General features: G+C 49.6%; 17 protein-coding genes. 10 read left to right on the top strand and 7 right to left on the bottom strand.

The features are described from left to right. Window positions 1-28: 28 nt before the first annotated feature. Together purT and IXB50_RS00640 are read left to right on the top strand one after the other, a co-directional pair. Window positions 29-1270, top strand: coding sequence for a formate-dependent phosphoribosylglycinamide formyltransferase (purT, locus tag IXB50_RS00645; protein ID WP_215606994.1), 1242 nt, complete (start codon window positions 29-31; stop codon window positions 1268-1270). 149 nt (window positions 1271-1419) lie between these two features. Further along, window positions 1420-2706, top strand: a complete 1287-nt coding sequence (locus IXB50_RS00640) for an ABC transporter substrate-binding protein (protein WP_215606993.1) — start codon at window positions 1420-1422, stop codon at window positions 2704-2706. 31 nt (window positions 2707-2737) lie between these two features. Here the strand turns inward: IXB50_RS00640 and IXB50_RS00635 are convergent, their stop codons facing one another. The 3 genes from IXB50_RS00635 to IXB50_RS00625 all read right to left on the bottom strand — a co-directional run bounded on the left by IXB50_RS00635 (window position 2738) and on the right by IXB50_RS00625 (window position 5131). Continuing rightward, window positions 2738-4006, bottom strand: a complete 1269-nt coding sequence (locus IXB50_RS00635; RefSeq protein WP_215606992.1) for a bifunctional folylpolyglutamate synthase/dihydrofolate synthase — start codon at window positions 4004-4006, stop codon at window positions 2738-2740. Beyond that, window positions 4006-4344, bottom strand: coding sequence for a P-II family nitrogen regulator (locus tag IXB50_RS00630; protein WP_215606991.1), 339 nt, complete (start codon window positions 4342-4344; stop codon window positions 4006-4008). The genes IXB50_RS00635 and IXB50_RS00630 overlap by 1 nt, the downstream gene beginning before the upstream one ends. A gap of 217 nt (window positions 4345-4561) precedes the next feature. Beyond that, a complete protein-coding gene (locus IXB50_RS00625; protein ID WP_215606990.1) occupies window positions 4562-5131 on the bottom strand; it encodes a hypothetical protein in 570 nt (189 codons plus the stop codon). A 382-nt stretch (window positions 5132-5513) separates the two neighbouring features. Between IXB50_RS00625 and queF the strand changes: the two genes are divergently transcribed. After that, window positions 5514-5921: a preQ(1) synthase gene (gene queF / locus IXB50_RS00620; protein ID WP_215606989.1), complete on the top strand. Its 408-nt coding sequence runs from the start codon at window positions 5514-5516 to the stop codon at window positions 5919-5921. A gap of 56 nt (window positions 5922-5977) precedes the next feature. Here queF and IXB50_RS00615 read toward each other — a convergent pair whose 3' ends face one another. Beyond that, window positions 5978-6556, bottom strand: a complete 579-nt coding sequence (locus IXB50_RS00615; protein ID WP_215606988.1) for a DUF924 family protein — start codon at window positions 6554-6556, stop codon at window positions 5978-5980. Window positions 6557-6589: 33 nt separating this feature from the next. On the opposite strand from IXB50_RS00615, the gene IXB50_RS00610 reads away from it, so the two are divergent. The 3 genes from IXB50_RS00610 to IXB50_RS00600 all read left to right on the top strand — a co-directional run bounded on the left by IXB50_RS00610 (window position 6590) and on the right by IXB50_RS00600 (window position 9028). Next, window positions 6590-6874: a hypothetical protein gene (locus IXB50_RS00610; protein WP_215606987.1), complete on the top strand. Its 285-nt coding sequence runs from the start codon at window positions 6590-6592 to the stop codon at window positions 6872-6874. Window positions 6875-7293: 419 nt separating this feature from the next. Continuing rightward, entirely contained in the window at window positions 7294-8358 is a 1065-nt protein-coding gene (gene gmd, locus IXB50_RS00605) for a GDP-mannose 4,6-dehydratase (RefSeq protein WP_215606986.1), read from the top strand. A 178-nt stretch (window positions 8359-8536) separates the two neighbouring features. After that, on the top strand, window positions 8537-9028 hold the full coding sequence (locus IXB50_RS00600; protein ID WP_215606985.1) for a DUF2996 domain-containing protein: 492 nt from the start codon (window positions 8537-8539) through the stop codon (window positions 9026-9028). Between the two features lie 27 nt (window positions 9029-9055). Here the strand turns inward: IXB50_RS00600 and purH are convergent, their stop codons facing one another. Continuing rightward, a complete protein-coding gene (gene purH, locus IXB50_RS00595) occupies window positions 9056-10600 on the bottom strand; it encodes a bifunctional phosphoribosylaminoimidazolecarboxamide formyltransferase/IMP cyclohydrolase (protein WP_215606984.1) in 1545 nt (514 codons plus the stop codon). A 101-nt stretch (window positions 10601-10701) separates the two neighbouring features. Between purH and IXB50_RS00590 the strand changes: the two genes are divergently transcribed. Then, window positions 10702-11271, top strand: a complete 570-nt coding sequence (locus tag IXB50_RS00590) for a Uma2 family endonuclease (RefSeq protein ID WP_215606983.1) — start codon at window positions 10702-10704, stop codon at window positions 11269-11271. Window positions 11272-11484: 213 nt separating this feature from the next. Here IXB50_RS00590 and IXB50_RS00585 read toward each other — a convergent pair whose 3' ends face one another. Continuing rightward, window positions 11485-12927, bottom strand: a complete 1443-nt coding sequence (locus IXB50_RS00585) for a hypothetical protein (RefSeq protein WP_215606982.1) — start codon at window positions 12925-12927, stop codon at window positions 11485-11487. A gap of 314 nt (window positions 12928-13241) precedes the next feature. On the opposite strand from IXB50_RS00585, the gene IXB50_RS00580 reads away from it, so the two are divergent. The 3 genes from IXB50_RS00580 to coaBC all read left to right on the top strand — a co-directional run bounded on the left by IXB50_RS00580 (window position 13242) and on the right by coaBC (window position 15408). Continuing rightward, window positions 13242-13880 carry an alpha/beta hydrolase gene (locus IXB50_RS00580; protein WP_215606981.1) on the top strand — a complete coding sequence of 213 codons (639 nt, stop codon included), beginning with the start codon at window positions 13242-13244 and terminating at the stop codon, window positions 13878-13880. 80 nt (window positions 13881-13960) lie between these two features. After that, window positions 13961-14179: a protein IsiD gene (gene isiD, locus IXB50_RS00575; RefSeq protein ID WP_215606980.1), complete on the top strand. Its 219-nt coding sequence runs from the start codon at window positions 13961-13963 to the stop codon at window positions 14177-14179. Next, window positions 14179-15408: a bifunctional phosphopantothenoylcysteine decarboxylase/phosphopantothenate--cysteine ligase CoaBC gene (coaBC, locus tag IXB50_RS00570; RefSeq protein ID WP_215606979.1), complete on the top strand. Its 1230-nt coding sequence runs from the start codon at window positions 14179-14181 to the stop codon at window positions 15406-15408. The genes isiD and coaBC overlap by 1 nt, the downstream gene beginning before the upstream one ends. Here the strand turns inward: coaBC and IXB50_RS00565 are convergent. Further along, window positions 15400-16128, bottom strand: a complete 729-nt coding sequence (locus IXB50_RS00565; RefSeq protein ID WP_215606978.1) for a Tic22 family protein — start codon at window positions 16126-16128, stop codon at window positions 15400-15402. The two genes, coaBC and IXB50_RS00565, sit on opposite strands and share 9 nt — an antisense overlap. Window positions 16129-16257: the final 129 nt, after the last annotated feature.

The raw sequence follows: 16257 nt of genomic DNA, 5'->3' as shown, positions 1-16257 counted from the left end.
AAAAAAGTTGGTTTTTTTTTGAGTAATTATGGCAAAAGTGGCAAATCAGCCGAGCAATGTCGCCTGGGGTACCCCTCTGTCGAGTGGTGGTAAACGCCTGCTGCTGTTAGGGTCTGGTGAATTAGGGCGTGAAGTAGCCCTAGAAGCAATGCGTTTAGGCATTGAAGTGATTGCAGTAGATGCGTATGCCAATGCACCTGCCATGCAGATAGCCCACCGCTCCCACGTGCTCAGCATGTTGGATGGTCAAGCCCTCAAGCATGTGGTGGAACAAGAACGTCCCGACCTGATCGTGCCGGAGGTAGAGGCCTTGGCAACAGAAACCTTGATTGAGCTAGAAGCGGAGGGCTGGACAGTTATTCCTACAGCCTTAGCAACGCGGCTCACGATGGATCGTGAGGGAATTCGTCGGTTGGCAGCTGAGGAGTTGGGATTACCTACCTCGCCCTATCGATTTGCAGCGACAGAGTCAGAATATCGAGATGCGATCGCAACCATCGGTCTCCCCTGTGTTGTCAAACCGGTTATGAGTTCCTCCGGCAAAGGACAAAGCCTGGTCAAAACGGCTGAAGATGTTGAGGCCGCCTGGACCTATGCCTTCGAAGCCGGACGTGGCAAGGATCAGCGAGTCATTGTCGAAGGCTTTGTAGAATTTGACACCGAAATCACCCTGTTAACGGTGCGGTCTCATCCACAGCTGCCTGAGGCCCAACCTATCACTCACTTCTGTCCCCCCATTGGCCACCGCCAAGAGGATGGCGACTACCGTGAGTCGTGGCAACCCTGTGCCCTCAACTCAACTACCCTGGCTAAGTGTCAAGAGATTGCTAAGGCGATTACTGATGCCCTGGGTGGAGTGGGGCTGTTTGGTGTGGAGCTGTTTATTACCGGTGCTCCTAGTCAATCGCAAACCGTTTACTTTAGCGAAGTCAGTCCCCGTCCCCACGACACCGGCATGGTCACCATGGTGAGTCAAAATATGTCGGAATTTGAACTCCATGTACGGGCAATCTCAGGTCTGCCCGTTGGCGAGATTGAACAAATGCGCCCCGGTGCCTCAGCCGTGATTCTGGCCAGTGAAGTTAGCAATAGCCCTACATTTACCGGGGTGGCAGAGGCTCTGACTGTCCCTGGCAGCAAGCTGCGACTGTTTGGTAAACCTCGGGCCCACAAGAATCGTCGCATGGGTGTAGCCCTGGCCGTGGGAGATACCATTGAGGAGGCGCGGGCAAGGGCAAGGGATTGTGCCGTTCGGGTAACGGTGCAATAGCTTTGACTCCGCTCAGCTAATGCCAATCGCGGGCTGGGCGAAGTCGTTCCCGTCGTGGCTCCTTTGGAGAAAGCCCCACTTACGACCGTCTTGGTCTAAAGTGGCGGAACATACCCCTAGACATATTTTCTTGGCAAGCGAAAAACATCATGAAACTGTTTCAACGTCGGCGTTTTTTATCACGAATGGCATCCTGGGCTGCGGCTGGGCTGCTATTTGCGGTGGCAGGGTGTGGCGGTGGTAATGGCTCTAACACTGGAGGAAAGCAGGAAGTAGAATTTTGGACCATGCAGTTGCAGCCAAAATTCACCGACTATTTCAACCAACTGATTGCTGATTTTGAAGCAGCTAACCCAGATGTGGATGTGGTCTGGGTCGATGTGCCGTGGGCTGACATGCAGAGCAAAATTTTGACGGCGGTTTCAGCTGGAACCGCTCCCGATGTGGTCAACCTCAACCCTGACTTCGCCTCCCAGCTAGCCAGTCGCAATGCCTGGTTATCTCTAGACGATCAGCTTAGTCCTGAAGAACAGGCCATCTACTTACCTAAAATTTGGCAAGCAACAACGCTTAATGGAGATAGCTTTGGCTTTCCTTGGTATTTGACCACAAGAGTAACCTTGTTTAATACCGAGCTGTTAGACCAAGCAGGCCTCAGTGCTCCCCCCAGCACCTATGCTGAACTGGCCGACGCCGCGAAACAAATCAAGGAGAAAACTGGCAAATACGCCTTTTTTGTGAGCTTTGTTCCCGAAGATGCTGCTGATGTTCTACAGTCCTTTATTCAGATGGGGGTTCCCCTCGTAGATGCAGAGGGGAATGCAGCCTTTAATAACCCTGAAGGTCGAGCTGTTTTTCAATATTGGACCGATCTCTATCAGCAAGAACTGTTACCCCGTGAAGTGCTGACCCAGGGACATCGTCGCGCCATTGAGCTCTATCAGGCCGGAGAAACGGTCTTTTTGGCCTCTGGAGCTGAAGCTCTCGACAACATTGCTAACAACGCACCGGATATTGCCGTTGCGACCAAGACTGCGCCCCAAATTACGGGAGAGACTGGGAAGAAGAATGTGGCCGCCATGAATTTGGTGGTCCCTCGTTCCACGGATGTCCCCGAATCAGCGGTCAAGTTTGCCTTGTATATCACCAACAATGAGAATCAGGTGACCTTTGCCCAAGCTGCTAAGGTACTGCCATCAACAGCCGCCGCTGCCGATAGCACGTTGACCGAGGCTCCTGAGGGGGCTACGCCCATAGAGGTCGCTCGCGCTGTCAGTGCCAGTCAGTTAGCTGATGCAGAGGTTTTAATTCCTGCACTTGAGGATGTGAAAAAGCTACAAAAAGCAATTTACGACAATCTGCAGGCGGCCATGCTTGGCGACAAAACTGTAGACGTAGCCGTGGCTGATGCCGCCGAAGAATGGAACAACCGATAACTTTGGAGGATGAGGGCGACCTCCCGAATAATTATCCGTTAAGCCGCGCTAGAAAATCCCCAATTAGGTACAGAGAACCACAAAGAACCTTTGTGGCGGAATCCATTCTCGCCACTGCAGTGAGTGCTGCATCAAAGGTTTTGTAGGTATAACAACCTGTTAGTTCTGGACAAACGGTGAGCGCTAGTTGTGCCAACTCACCTGTTTCTGCTGTTTGATGGCCAGGGACAGGGACTAAATGCAAAGTATCGCCTGGACGTAACAGTGCGGCAAAAACTTCATTATGGTCTTTGGTCGCTAGCATCCCCATTAACCAGGTCACAGGCTGGGGGAGCTGGTCGACGTAGCGGCGTAGCATTTGAGCCGCAGCGGGGTTGTGAGCCCCATCAATCAGCAGCTGTTGTCCTTGCCAGGTGAGCCACTGCAGGCGTCCTGGCCATTGGGTTGAGGCCATACCGATGGAGATAGCCTCAGTCGGGATATGCCAGCCTTGACGTTGTAGGAGTTGGAGGATAGCGATCGCAACTCCACTATTCACCCGCTGATGCTCTCCCAATAGCCCAGACCGATACTCGATGGGCGCACCACCATCGAGGCCGCTAAGCAAATGTCCTGCCTCAGTAGTCGTGGCAGGAGGCACCTCATACAATGGCGCATCTAGCTCTGTCGCTCGCTGTCGGACAACTGTGTCAGCGGTTTTAGGGAGAGGGCCAATCACCACGGGTCGCCCAGGCTTAATCACCCCAGCCTTCTCTCTAGCAATATCCGCCAGAGTAGGACCTAAGCGCTGCCAATGCTCGCGACTCAGGGAGACAATAGCTGTTACCAGGGGCTCAGGGCACACATTAGTTGCATCCAACCGCCCCCCTAATCCCACTTCAATGACAGCAATATCTACAGACTGAGCTGCAAAATAGGACCAAGCCGCCGCCGTAAATACCTCGAATTGAGTCGGGGTTTCTGTAGTCTCAACATTAATGGCAGCGGCGACGCTCATTAAATGTCGCCACAACTCATCGTCCGTAATCGCTTTTGGACCGATACAGATACGCTCATTCCAAGTCAATAGGTGAGGCGAAGTATAGCGGCCTACACGATAACCAGCTGCTGACAACACTGACGTCAGATAAGCACAGACAGAGCCCTTACCATTTGTGCCAGCCACATGCACAATCGGCACTTGATTCTGAGGATTGCCTAAACGCTCTAGCAGATGTTGGATCCGGTCTAGCCCCAGGTTGACACCAAACCGGCCATAACCTGCTAAGAAATCGTCAATCAACAGCTTGTCAAACGACACTAAACTGCTTCCGAATCCTTCTCACCAGTACGAATACGCACAACCTCAGTCACCGGCGTCACAAAAATCTTACCGTCACCAATTTCTCCGGTACGGGCAGCAGCAATTACCTGTTCCACGATGTTATCCACCTGGTCATCATCTACCACAATTTCAACCTTGAGCTTTTGTAAAAACTCAACGGTGTACTCTGACCCGCGATAACGTTCAGTTTGTCCCTTCTGACGTCCAAATCCTCGCACCTCCGACACCGTCATGCCGACAACGCCTGCATTCACGAGTGCGATTTTGACTTCGTCAAGTTTAAATGGGCGAATAATGGCTTCGATTTTTTTCATGCGAATTTATAGCTCCACACACGGGACCAATAAACAAGATTGGACCACGATATCAAGGTTTAGCGAGTTACGCAGATTAATTGCCGTAACAATTGATACGGTATGATCCATCTGCTGCGTAGTCAATTTTAGAGTAGAACCTGATCAAAGCGACGATTGACTTACAACACATTAAGGTCCTGAAATGTCGTAAGGCATGTCGATATCCTGACCAACGCTAGCGATCGCTGATCAAGGGACGCATAATTAAAAAGCCTGCACCAAACGCAGTCAGAATGATAATGGCAATAGATGCAACCAGCCAGAGAGTACTCAAACTGCCACTCGTTGATGATTCGAGGCTATAGCGACGATTCTCTCCAGATTGTTCCGTAAAGACTTTGGATAGTGCAGCTTTGGCTCTCGGACGCTGGGGAGCCGATGGTAGGGGATGAGTTTCATCTTTTCCTGCAGGCATTGACTGCATAGATTGCAATTCTGTCTGGGGATGAGGTTGCAGATCTAAGGGCGGCGTTGAGAAAGACATTTCTGCCTCTGCAGGATGAGCCACACCTGCGTGATGTCCGAGCTGCAAAGCAACTTGGACCATCTGATGAATGTTTTGACGGAGAAGATGGTTTTGTTTATTGAGATGGTTATTCTGAGCACTCAGTGAATCCACCATGGCCTTCGTGGCTTGCAATTCGGCTGCTAGCTCGCGATATACCGATACCGGTACCGAAGGTGAATAGCTGGACTCTGATCTCATCGGATTTCTCCCCGAGTCAGAATTATAGGAAGGATTCATAAGCAGTTCCAAAAATCTCCAATAGAAACAAAAGTCAGCTGCCCTATGCTGTTTTCCAAAGGGATCTAACAGCTAGTCTGGAAACAGGCGGGAAACTGCCCCATCGGGTCGTTCAAATTAGAGCAACGTCAACGTCATTCGTCAAGTACTTACTCTAAGTTCAAAGTAGGCAAAGGCTGATAATCAATCTGTCTAAGCGATTGGATCGATTGCAGTGAGGCCGCCAGCGCTTGGGCAACTGATTAACATCCTTGGTGGACGCTGCTCAAACTGCCCATATCACAACCAAATCCAGATTGTGAGGTAATTGCACGTCTAGTTGTACCCTGTTTCCTAAAAAATCACCACCCACTTTCATCAACTTAATTTTCCAGATTTTTCCATGACCGACATCCCCTTTCCCACCACTACCGAATCTGTTAAGTATGGCGAGCGTGCAATTGAGGAAAATGAGCTGATTACATTTCCCAATCCACGTCCCGGTCGCCCATATGACGTCAATATCACGCTGCCAGAATTCACTTGCAAGTGCCCATTCTCTGGCTATCCAGACTTTGCCACCATTTACATTACCTATACTCCCAATGAAAAAGTAGTCGAGCTCAAGGCCATTAAGCTCTATATCAATGGCTATCGCGATCGCTACATTTCCCACGAAGAATCGGTCAACCAGATCATGGATGATTTTTTGGCGGTGGCCGATCCGCTAAAGTTCAAAATCAAGGGTGATTTTCAACCCAGGGGCAATGTACATATGACGGTTGAAATTGACTATGAAAAACCGGTGTAGAGGTGTTGCATGGGGATTTCATTTGTAGAGTCGTTCCATGGAACGACTCTACAAATCTAGAATCGAGACCCTGGCTGTTTGAGAAATGCTAACTCAGCTTCAGTGCTCTGTCGTCCCAAAATCTCATTGCGATGGGGAAATCGCCCAAACTGGGCGATCACATCTCGATGACGACGAGCATAGTCTAGACCGTGGGCCAGGTCTGGCTGATCTAACACCAGCGATTCAAAATACTCAACCGAGCGATGTTGGTGGGGGAGTTGCTCACTATGCTCGAACGGCAAATATAAAAAGAAGCGTTCCACAGGCAGCATTTGGGCATCATAGCCCTGCTCAATAGCCATTTCTGCCGTCGCAAGGGCCTGGGGGTCAGCAGCAAAGCTTTGGGGTGTACCGCGAAATATATTGCGGGCAAACTGATCTAACACAATAATCCGGGCTAGGCTGGCTTTGGACGTTTTCAGCCACTTCTCTGGAGAGGACGCTAGCATAGCCCAGTAAACATCCATAAATTGGACCTTAATTTGGTCGTCAAATTCAGAATTCTTGCGAAACCATTGTTGACGATAAGGGCCTACGGGTGAACCAAACCAAAAGTCCAAAATTGCCTGGCTACGGCTATCAACTAAGTCCATCGGCATATAGAGAAAATACGGGGAGAGTAGACGATGTCATCCATCTTTTCAATCATATTTGCTGTGGTCTTGGTGGTGGCTGTCTTTTGCTGGTTGACAGGATATCGCCTACCCCTGCGATTTTCGGTACCGTCCCTACCCACGGGGCCATCGGCAGTCCCTCGGGCTACTCGGCAGCGACTTATGCGTTTAGTCAATGGTAATCAGGCTGTCGCGAGTCGCCTGGTGGAGCGGGTGCGATCTCAAAATCCAGACCGCTCAGAGCAATGGTGTTGGGAAAAGGCGATCTACGATATCGAACGCGATCGCAGAGCTTAATCAGGTCCAGCCAAAGTTAGTCCCGTCCTGACTTAAAGACATTCTGGGATTTTAAAGCTAACGTAGAGTCTAAATGCAAAATCCCTGATACATTCAAGTCCCAAAAACAAAGTTCAGTACGGAATATACCTTTGCCACAGTGAGGCAATGTGGGAAGTATAGTGACGCAAAGGCATCTTAAACGCACGAGCCAATGACTTAACTGACCATAGATGAACTTACGTAACTGTCATACTGAGCTCATTAAAATGATTTGATGCAAGTTTTCATAAAGGAGAGGTTGCTTCGACTTTATGGCTTCAGAAGCCCTATGACAGTCCCATCAAATATGGTGCATTAGCTTGAATGATACATCTTTGGTTAATAGTGGCTATTAGCTAGCCCTTTATATAGAAGAAAAAGAAAAGGAAGCTGACAATATGACGCAAACTAAGCGTGCACTAATTACAGGAATTACTGGCCAGGATGGGTCTTATCTTGCAGAACTTTTATTAGAAAAAGACTACGAAGTACACGGTATTATCCGTCGCACCTCAACATTTAATACTGATCGTATTGATCACATCTATGTCGATCCCCATAGTGATGAGGCTCGCTTGTTTTTGCATTACGGCGACCTCAATGATGGCACTATGCTGCGACGCATTCTAGAGCAAGTGAAGCCGGATGAAGTCTATAATCTTGGCGCTCAGTCCCATGTTCGTGTCAGCTTTGACTCTCCCGAATACACCGTTGATACGGTAGCCATGGGAGCCTTACGTCTCATGGAAGCCATTCGTGACTATCAGCAGCGTACTGATGCAGAAGTCCGCTTCTACCAAGCTGGCTCTTCCGAAATGTACGGCAAAGTTCAAGAAATTCCCCAAAAAGAAACCACACCTTTCTACCCCCGCAGTCCCTACGCCTGTGCTAAGGTTTACGCCCACTGGCAAACCGTTAACTATCGTGAGTCTTACAACATGTTTGCCTGCAATGGCATCCTGTTTAACCACGAGTCTCCCCGCCGTGGTGAAACCTTTGTGACTCGCAAAATCACCCGTGCCGTTGCCCGTATTGTGGCTGGTCGTCAGCAATCCCTTTACCTAGGCAACCTGGACTCCAAGCGGGACTGGGGCTATGCCAAAGACTATGTTCGGGCCATGTGGCTAATGCTGCAGCAGGACGAGCCTGGTGACTATGTGGTGGCCACAGGCGAAACTCACACGATCAAAGAGTTTCTAGATATTGCTTTCAACTATGTCAACCTCGACTGGAATGACTACGTCAAGTTTGACCCGCGTTATCTACGCCCTGCTGAAGTCGATATCCTTATTGGTGACCCCACTCATACCAAAGCAAAACTAGGCTGGGAACCATCTATCAATTTTGAAGGCCTGGTCAAACTGATGGTAGATGCCGATTTGGAAGCAATTGGTTTAGCTCCCATGAGTAAGCAAGACGATGCCGCAACCGTACGTCAGGCAATTGCTGGCGTAATGTCCTAGGGACGGGGCTTGAGTAGCGCTCAGGGTTTACCCACCTGCTACCCATGATTCGATTTAGCTAAATAAGACATGAATCCCCCCTTTAGAAGCTGTTCTCTAAGGGGGTGTTCCATTAATATGGGAAGGACCTTGTTTGGAGCGTGGTTTACGCTTCAAATTCAACCAAACAGACACAAGCATGGCAGACGAGTCGACTCCTAAGGCCCCTGCAGAGAAGCAGCCCGCCGATAAAGCAGCTAAACCCGATCAGCCTCCTGCTAAGGCACCGGCAAAAGCGAAAAAAGCGAAACCGCCCAAGTTAGAGGACAAACCGTTTGCTGAATTTATCGAACAGCACTTTTTGCCTGCAGTAAAAACCGCCCTAGCCAAAGAAGAGGGGCTGGATGATTTACAGATTTCCTTTGAAACCCAGCCCATCAATGTGATTGGCGTGGATAAAGACAGCTATCCCCAGGTCATTGGTCGTTGGGACCAGGGCAAACGTCAGTTCAATATTGCCTTTCTAGAAGAAAGCATTACCGGTCCTAAAATTTATTCATTTGCGACCAATGGGGCGACGCCCAGCACTATCGAACAGTTTATGGGCGATGAGCGCCGCATTACGCTGGATCTGATGGTGTTGTATGTACTGCGACGCCTCAAGGGTCAGAAATGGTTGAAGGGTAATTAACGTGGGTGCACCTAACGAGATACGAACCTAATGCAAGAAATGCCGCGTCCCCGTCAATGCCATAATCACCCCTAACTCATTAGCCGCCTTGATCGAATCCTCATCGCGGATACTGCCTCCCGGCTGGACAATTGCCTTAATGCCTGCCGCTGCTGCCGTTCTTACCGAGTCGTCAAACGGGAAAAATCCATCACTAGCTAAGGTGGCTCCGACCGCCTTTTCTGCCGCTTGCTCCAGAGCGATCTTGGCCGCACCTACACGATTCATTTGACCAGCACCAATCCCTACCGTTGTGCTCTCATTGGTCACCACGATGGCATTGGACTTCACATGCTTGGCCACACGCCAGGCAAAGAGCATTTCCGTCAGTTCCGCTGCACTTGGCTGGCGCTCGGTGACGATTTTCCACTGGGTCACGTCTTCTTGGAAGTCGTCAGACGTCTGGGTGAGAAAACCCCCAGCAATAGCTCTAATGGTTTGACCAGGGCCACTCAGTAGATCTGGCAATACCAGTACCCGCAGGTTCTTCTTCTTTGCCAGAATTTCCCGTGCCGCTGGGGCACAGCCAGGAGCAACCACACACTCTAAAAAGGTTTGGGTTAATGACTCAGCCGTCTCCACATCAATGTCTTGATTGAGGGCAACGATGCCACCAAAGGCAGACACGTTATCAGCTTCGAAGGCGCGTTTGTAAGTAGATGCCATGGACTGACCAATCGCAACACCACAAGGGTTAGTGTGCTTGAGCACAGCAGCGGCAGGACCATTTTCACTGGGGAATTCAGCAATGATCCGGCGGGCAGCTTCGAGGTCTACCAAGTTGTTATAACTGAGGTCTTTACCCTGGAGTTTTTCCGCAGCAGCCCATCCATTGGGCTGATTGCCCGTTTGGTACCATACCGCTGGCTGGTGGGGATTTTCGCCATAACGAAGGGTTTGCTTTTGGGTGCCGCTCAGGGCAAAGCGCTCACTGGTGGCACCGCCTGCTTGCTTAGTCAGATAGGTGGCGATGGCTTGGTCGTAGGTAGCAGTGTGCCAGAAGACTTGGCGAGCACATTGGGCACGGAATTCTAAGGAAGGTTGACCGTTATTAGTTCTTAGTTCGCTGAGGTAGCTTTCATACTGAGCGGGGGCACACAAAACGGTTAGATAGGCATGGTTTTTAGCGGCAGACCGCAGCATGGTGGGACCACCGATGTCGATATTTTCGATGGCGTCAGTCAGGGGGGTGTCAGGCTTAGCAATAGTCTGCTCAAAGGGGTAAAGATTGACGACGACCAGGTCGATGGGGCGAATGTCATTGTCAGCCAGGTCTTTTTGGTCGTCGGGGTGATCGGTACGAGCGAGGATGCCACCGTGAATGCGGGGTTGGAGGGTTTTGACACGACCGCCGAGGATTTCGGGAAAGCCGGTGTAGTCGGATACCTTGGTGACGGGGATGCCTGCTTCGGTGAGGGTGCGGGCCGTACCGCCGCTGCTAATAATATCGAAATCGAACTCTGTGGTGAGGACCTTGGCTAGGTCAACAATTCCTGTTTTGTCAGATGCACTAAGCAGCGCTAAGCGTGTCATGGGATTTATACATTCTTGGGGTGTTCAACCTTACTAGGTTAAAACGTGAAGGCAAATAGATAACAGCCTTAAAATAGATATGTTGCGCTATGAATTTCTCAATGGTTGCTAGTCAAACCCGTCGCTTTACCGTTGATGAATATACTCGTATGAGCGAACTCGGTATTCTCGCTGCAACCGAGCATACTGAGCTGATTAATGGAGAAATTGTCACAATGGTCGCAAAGGGCTTTGCCCATGCTTCTGCCACCACTCGAATAAAGACCGTATTTGAGTTGGCATTGCAAAAACAAGCCATTATTCGCGTTCAGGATCCTATTCGGTTAAGTAATCACTCTGAACCCGAGCCTGATATCACCATTGCTGCCTGTGACCCACTCGCCTACAGTACTCACCATCCCAGTCCCAAAGAGGTATTGTTAGTTATTGAAGTGGCAGATTCTAGCCTGAAATATGACCTGGAGACTAAGGCTCCTCTATATGCGGCTGCAGGTATTGAAGAATACTGGATACTCGACGTCATCGAACGGCAGCTCTATACATTTCGCCAACCCAAAGATGGTCGATATCAGGCCCAAACGATTCTGGCCGAAACCTTGGAGGTTTCGCCATTGGCGTTTGATAGGTTGATTGTTCAGATTGTTGATATGTTGCCACCGTTGGCAATATAAACCTTGTCCACGTCCAGAACTAGAGTTTTTCCGTAGAAGAAGCTACAGGTTTCAACTTGGACGTGGTTTAAGTGGACTGAGTAAACGCAAAATCCATCATTTAATCAGTGGGGACTTAGATTAATAAGCCCCTCGACTGATTGGTCTTTAACGTTGCAGGACTTTATTGCAAAACTCTTCTAGACCTAGGACTACCCTAAGCGACGGCAACCATTAATCGTCATCATCATCGTCATCGCCGCCATCATCATCGTCGTCATCGCCGCCATCATCATCGTCGTCATCGCCACCACCGCTACACCGGCGACAATCGCCATGATCATCCGAACGATTATCGATGATCGTAGTCGACGAACCAACAATTTGAGTAATTTCAGTCACCGTCGTACTCACAATGCTCGTATAACTCCGCTGATAGGAAAACGTTTCCCGAATATCCCGTCCGCCCCCAGCCAGGTCATAGCGAATACTCGACACACAGTTAATTTCCACATCCTCCAGTCGCAGCTCATCCCCCAGTTCATCCCGTAGTTCCTGCTCTAACTGGGTCAGAGAAATTACCTCCGATTTCAGAATATATTTGCCTCCAGCAGACTCAATCAGTCGGGCTCCACTATTGGTATAAATCTCCTGCCAACGACCCCCACGAGTTCTCGCAAACACTTGATAAACCACATTGGCATAGGTGGTCTGAGGCTTATTCAGGATTTCTAACTGCAGAACTAAATTACGATTCTGCTGGCTGCTCCCCGTCTGACGTGCCACATGCAACACCGAATCCCAAGCGCGAGTAACCTGACTTTGAATCTCTGAGCGTCTACGGGATGAACGATTGCCGCTCACTTCTGTCCGAGAATTGGAACTGCGTCGACGACCACGGTGATTTCGATTACCACCGTCATCATCATCGTCGTCATCATCATCGTCGTCACCTTCCCAACTACCGTCGTCGTCATCATCGTCGTCGTCATGCCCACCTGAGGTAAGGATGGCTTGACGATTGGATGTTTGGCCAGATACTGCAGTTTCTGTAGATGACGTACTACTGGCTGTGACAGTACTTGATGTGGAACTACGAACAATCGCGGTGGTCGAAGTTGTGCTGATTTCACTGTAGCTCTGTCGATAGGTGATTTTTTCGCGCAGATCACGACCACCACCAGCCAGGTCATAGCGAATACTGACGACACAGTCCAGTTCTACATCTTCAATGCGTAGATCTTCACCCAATTCATCACGGATCTCTCGTTCTAGCTCGGCAATAGAAATGACCTCCGACTCAAGAACATACTTACCACCGTTACCAGGCATGAGCCGCGCACCTCGGTTGGTATGAATTTCTTGCCATTCCCTATCACCACGGGTCCTAGCAAATACTTGATAGACCGCATTGGCATAGGTGGTCTGAGGCTTATTCAGTACCTCTAACTGCAGCACCAGATTGGTGCTGCGTTGACGGCTCTCCACAAGACGAGCCACATGCAATACAGAATTCCATCCCTGGGCTGAGCTTACCTTGGGCTGGGCTACGGTCGACCGTGAGACAGGCAAGGCATTGCCACGGGTTGGCAGTTCCTGGGCTTGCCAAACCAGGGAAGCCAGTACAACAGGAACAGTTGCTTTTAAGAACACACTTCGGAACAAGGAATACTGCATAGCATTAACGCGATGAAAAGTTAGCAGCCCATCGGACTAACAGAGGGCATCCATAGCTTCAAATGCAGTGGACTTTACGGATTCATGCAGTATTGATGAAATTTATGTGGTCAACTACCCTTACAACAGCAACATCTTATATGTTCAGATGGGCCCTCTAGTGCTACTTCGTCCCTGTTCACTGAACGTTGCAGTTATTCCAATATCGGCATTAATACTCAGAATCGGCAGGGGCTGCATTTCCTAGAGATAGAACAGAGTCTGACAGGTCTACGGTAGAATCCGTAGCGACCTTCTTGCCCAAAACTGTGCCTATGTCACTTCGTGCCCTGTCTGCCGGTGACGCCACCGCTAGTCATCTATTAATCCTTCTTCATGGTTGGGGGGCCAACGCCCAGGATGTGGCAGGCATCGCTCCCTATATGCAACTGGCTAACTACCAAATGGTGTTTCCTGATGCACCTCATGCTCACAAATTAACTGGCAGCATGGGAGCCCCCGGCGGGCGTATGTGGTACGCCTTACCGGATATTTTTGATTTCGATCAATCTTTTACTCACCAAACAGATCTGCAGCAAAGTCGCCAGTTGTTACTCGATTGGCTTGCCGCTTTACCGAACAAAACAGGCATTCCCTTAGAAAACACAATCCTCGGTGGCTTTTCCCAAGGGGGCGCTATGGTTTTAGATGTAGGTATGCAACTACCTGTAGCCGGCATGATGGTCCTCAGCGGCTATAGCCACGGTCCCATATCCTCACCTATCAGCCCTCGTCCTATTCTGCTCGTTCACGGAATTCAGGACCCAGTAGTACCCATCACCCAAGCCCACCAAAACAAAACTGACCTAACCGCATTGTCAGTTGATGTTGACTATCATGAATTCAACATGGGGCATGAAATCAGCCTACAGGTGCTGGATGTAGCTAGAAAGTTTTGCGAAGACACGGTGTAACAATTCAGGCGTACTCCGGGACAGTCGATACAACACCGAATACACTATTGGATAGCGCCCAGCCCAAAGGAGCCAGCACCATGGTTTCAAGTACAAGCAAAGTTTCTGATAAGCCGATTGCTGACGTCACGCAAGAAGAAGTCGATCAGCTGGCACAACGTCTAGAGCAAGATGAGTATACGACAGCCTTTGAAGGGTTGCGAGATTGGCATAGACTGCGATCTGTTGCTTTTCAACGACCAGAGTTAGTGGAATCTTATCTACACTTGCTGGATATGGAAGCCTTTGACGAAGCTTAATGGCAGATACGTTACAAGCCGCCAAGGTTCTTGTCGGTATTAGTGGCGGTATCGCAGCCTACAAGGTTTGTGAGGTGGTATCCACCCTTGCTAAAGCTGGGGTGGAGGTAAGAGTTATTTTGACATCCTCATCAGAGTCGTTTGTCTCGGCTTTGACCTTTGCGACTCTTGCTCGTCATGCTGCTTATACGGATGATAAGTTTTGGTCCGCTGATCAGGCTCGACCGCTACATATCGAGCTAGCTGAGTGGGCGGATATTTTTTTAATTGCGCCGCTAACGGCAAATACGCTAGGCAAGTTAGCAAACGGTCTAGCGGATAATCTACTGACAAATACAGTTTTGGCGTCTACCTGTCCTGTGTTGCTCGCTCCAGCCATGAATACGGACATGTGGCAGCAGCGTTCTGTCCAGCGCAACTGGCAGCAAGTATTAGAAGATGAACGCTATCATGCTGTGGGGCCGACGGCTGGGCGGTTGGCCTGCGATCGCATCGGCACCGGACGCATGGCCGAGCCCCAAACCATCCTCGCCGCCTTAAACTCTCTACACTACACGCAAGGCAAACGCGACCTCCGGGACAAACATATCCTCATCAGTACCGGTAGCACCCAAGAATATATCGATGCCGTCCGTTATATCGGCAATCCATCCACCGGACGCATGGGCATTGCCTTAGCCACTGCAGCAGTCCATCGAGGAGCCCATGTATCCCTAGTTCATGGCCCTATGGAGAACCTCCTTCGTCAGACCATTCCTGATAGGGTTCAAGCTATAGCTGTAATCAGTGCTGCTGAGATGGAAGCTGCTCTCATATCTCAGTTGGAGACCGCGAATTTGATTATCATGGCTGCCGCCGTGGCCGATATGCGCCCACAGCTACAAATCAAGGGCAAACTGGCTAAGGCGGATTTGCCCAATCCTCTGCCCCTTGCCCCCGTTACAGATATCGCTGCAAAACTGTCAGCTAGCAAAAGAGCTGAGCAAACCCTGGTTGGGTTTGCGGCTCAGACTGGCAATATTATTGAACCTGCATTAGGCAAGCTAAAGCGGAAAGGATTGGATGCCATTGTAGCGAATCCAGTGGATCAGCCGGATAGTGGATTTGGGAGCGATCTCAACCAAGGAGTAGTCATAGATGCCCAGCAAAATCAAACGCCCTTACAAGCTGGCACCAAACTATTTATTGCTCACCAAATCTATGATGCTTTGCGAACGTTCTTATTCTAAAGTCTGGTTTTGATTAATCACCTCTGCAGACTGGAAAAATCGAACCTTTTCATACTGTGCATCATCACTTGCTACCAGACTACGAGAAACGTCTTTCAGCGAGTAAACACTAAGCTGCGCTTGTAACTCTGGCTTCCCAGCATTCAGAGCATCGAGAATCCCCTGAGCATCGCGGCTAGATAGAAACATGGAAATATAGGTCTCTTCAGAGTCGCCAAACGCTAACGCGATAGGATTCCCCTCCGAATCTTCGATGGTAAAAAGCGGCACAGGAGGCGTAGTCTCTCCCGCAAGGAAGTTAGGGTCAATGGCAACGGCAGCCCTCAAGTCTTCAGCTTGTGGTGAGAAGCTGAGCTTTCGAGGCAGATCGGATTCTTGCGCAGCAAAATCATACACTGCCGATAGGTTAGTTAACCCGATCGAACCGTTACCCCTTAAATTTGGATCTGCTTCGATTAACTTTTCTGCAAAACTTTGAGCATCTGATTCAGAGAAAAATACGTTTAGCAGTTCTATATTGCCTAGACCATCGGCTGGAAAATCCCCCTGTCTAGTGATGAAAACACCATCCCTATTGGTCACAACATAGACAGAAACTGCGGCAAGTTTTTCTAATAGTTCTGATTGAGAAAGAGCCTTCACTTCCAACATAGGCAGTGCAGCGCTTACTAAGCCTGCACCGATAAGGCCACATAGTAATCCCTTCAACCTTGCTTTCATAAATTTCTCCCCGATGACGCAAAAACCTTTAATAAATTTAATTTTGTCTATCCTTAGCATCTAATATCCCTGTCGGATTTCAGACCTCTTAAAGACATTTTCAAAATTGACCACCGCAATAACTATTAC

The sequence above is a fragment of the Leptothoe spongobia TAU-MAC 1115 genome, from assembly GCF_018739885.1.
Taxonomy (GTDB): domain Bacteria; phylum Cyanobacteriota; class Cyanobacteriia; order Phormidesmidales; family Phormidesmidaceae; genus Leptothoe; species Leptothoe spongobia.
The sequence above is the reverse complement of the archived record's forward strand: the minus strand, read 5'-3'. Positions and strand labels throughout refer to the sequence as shown.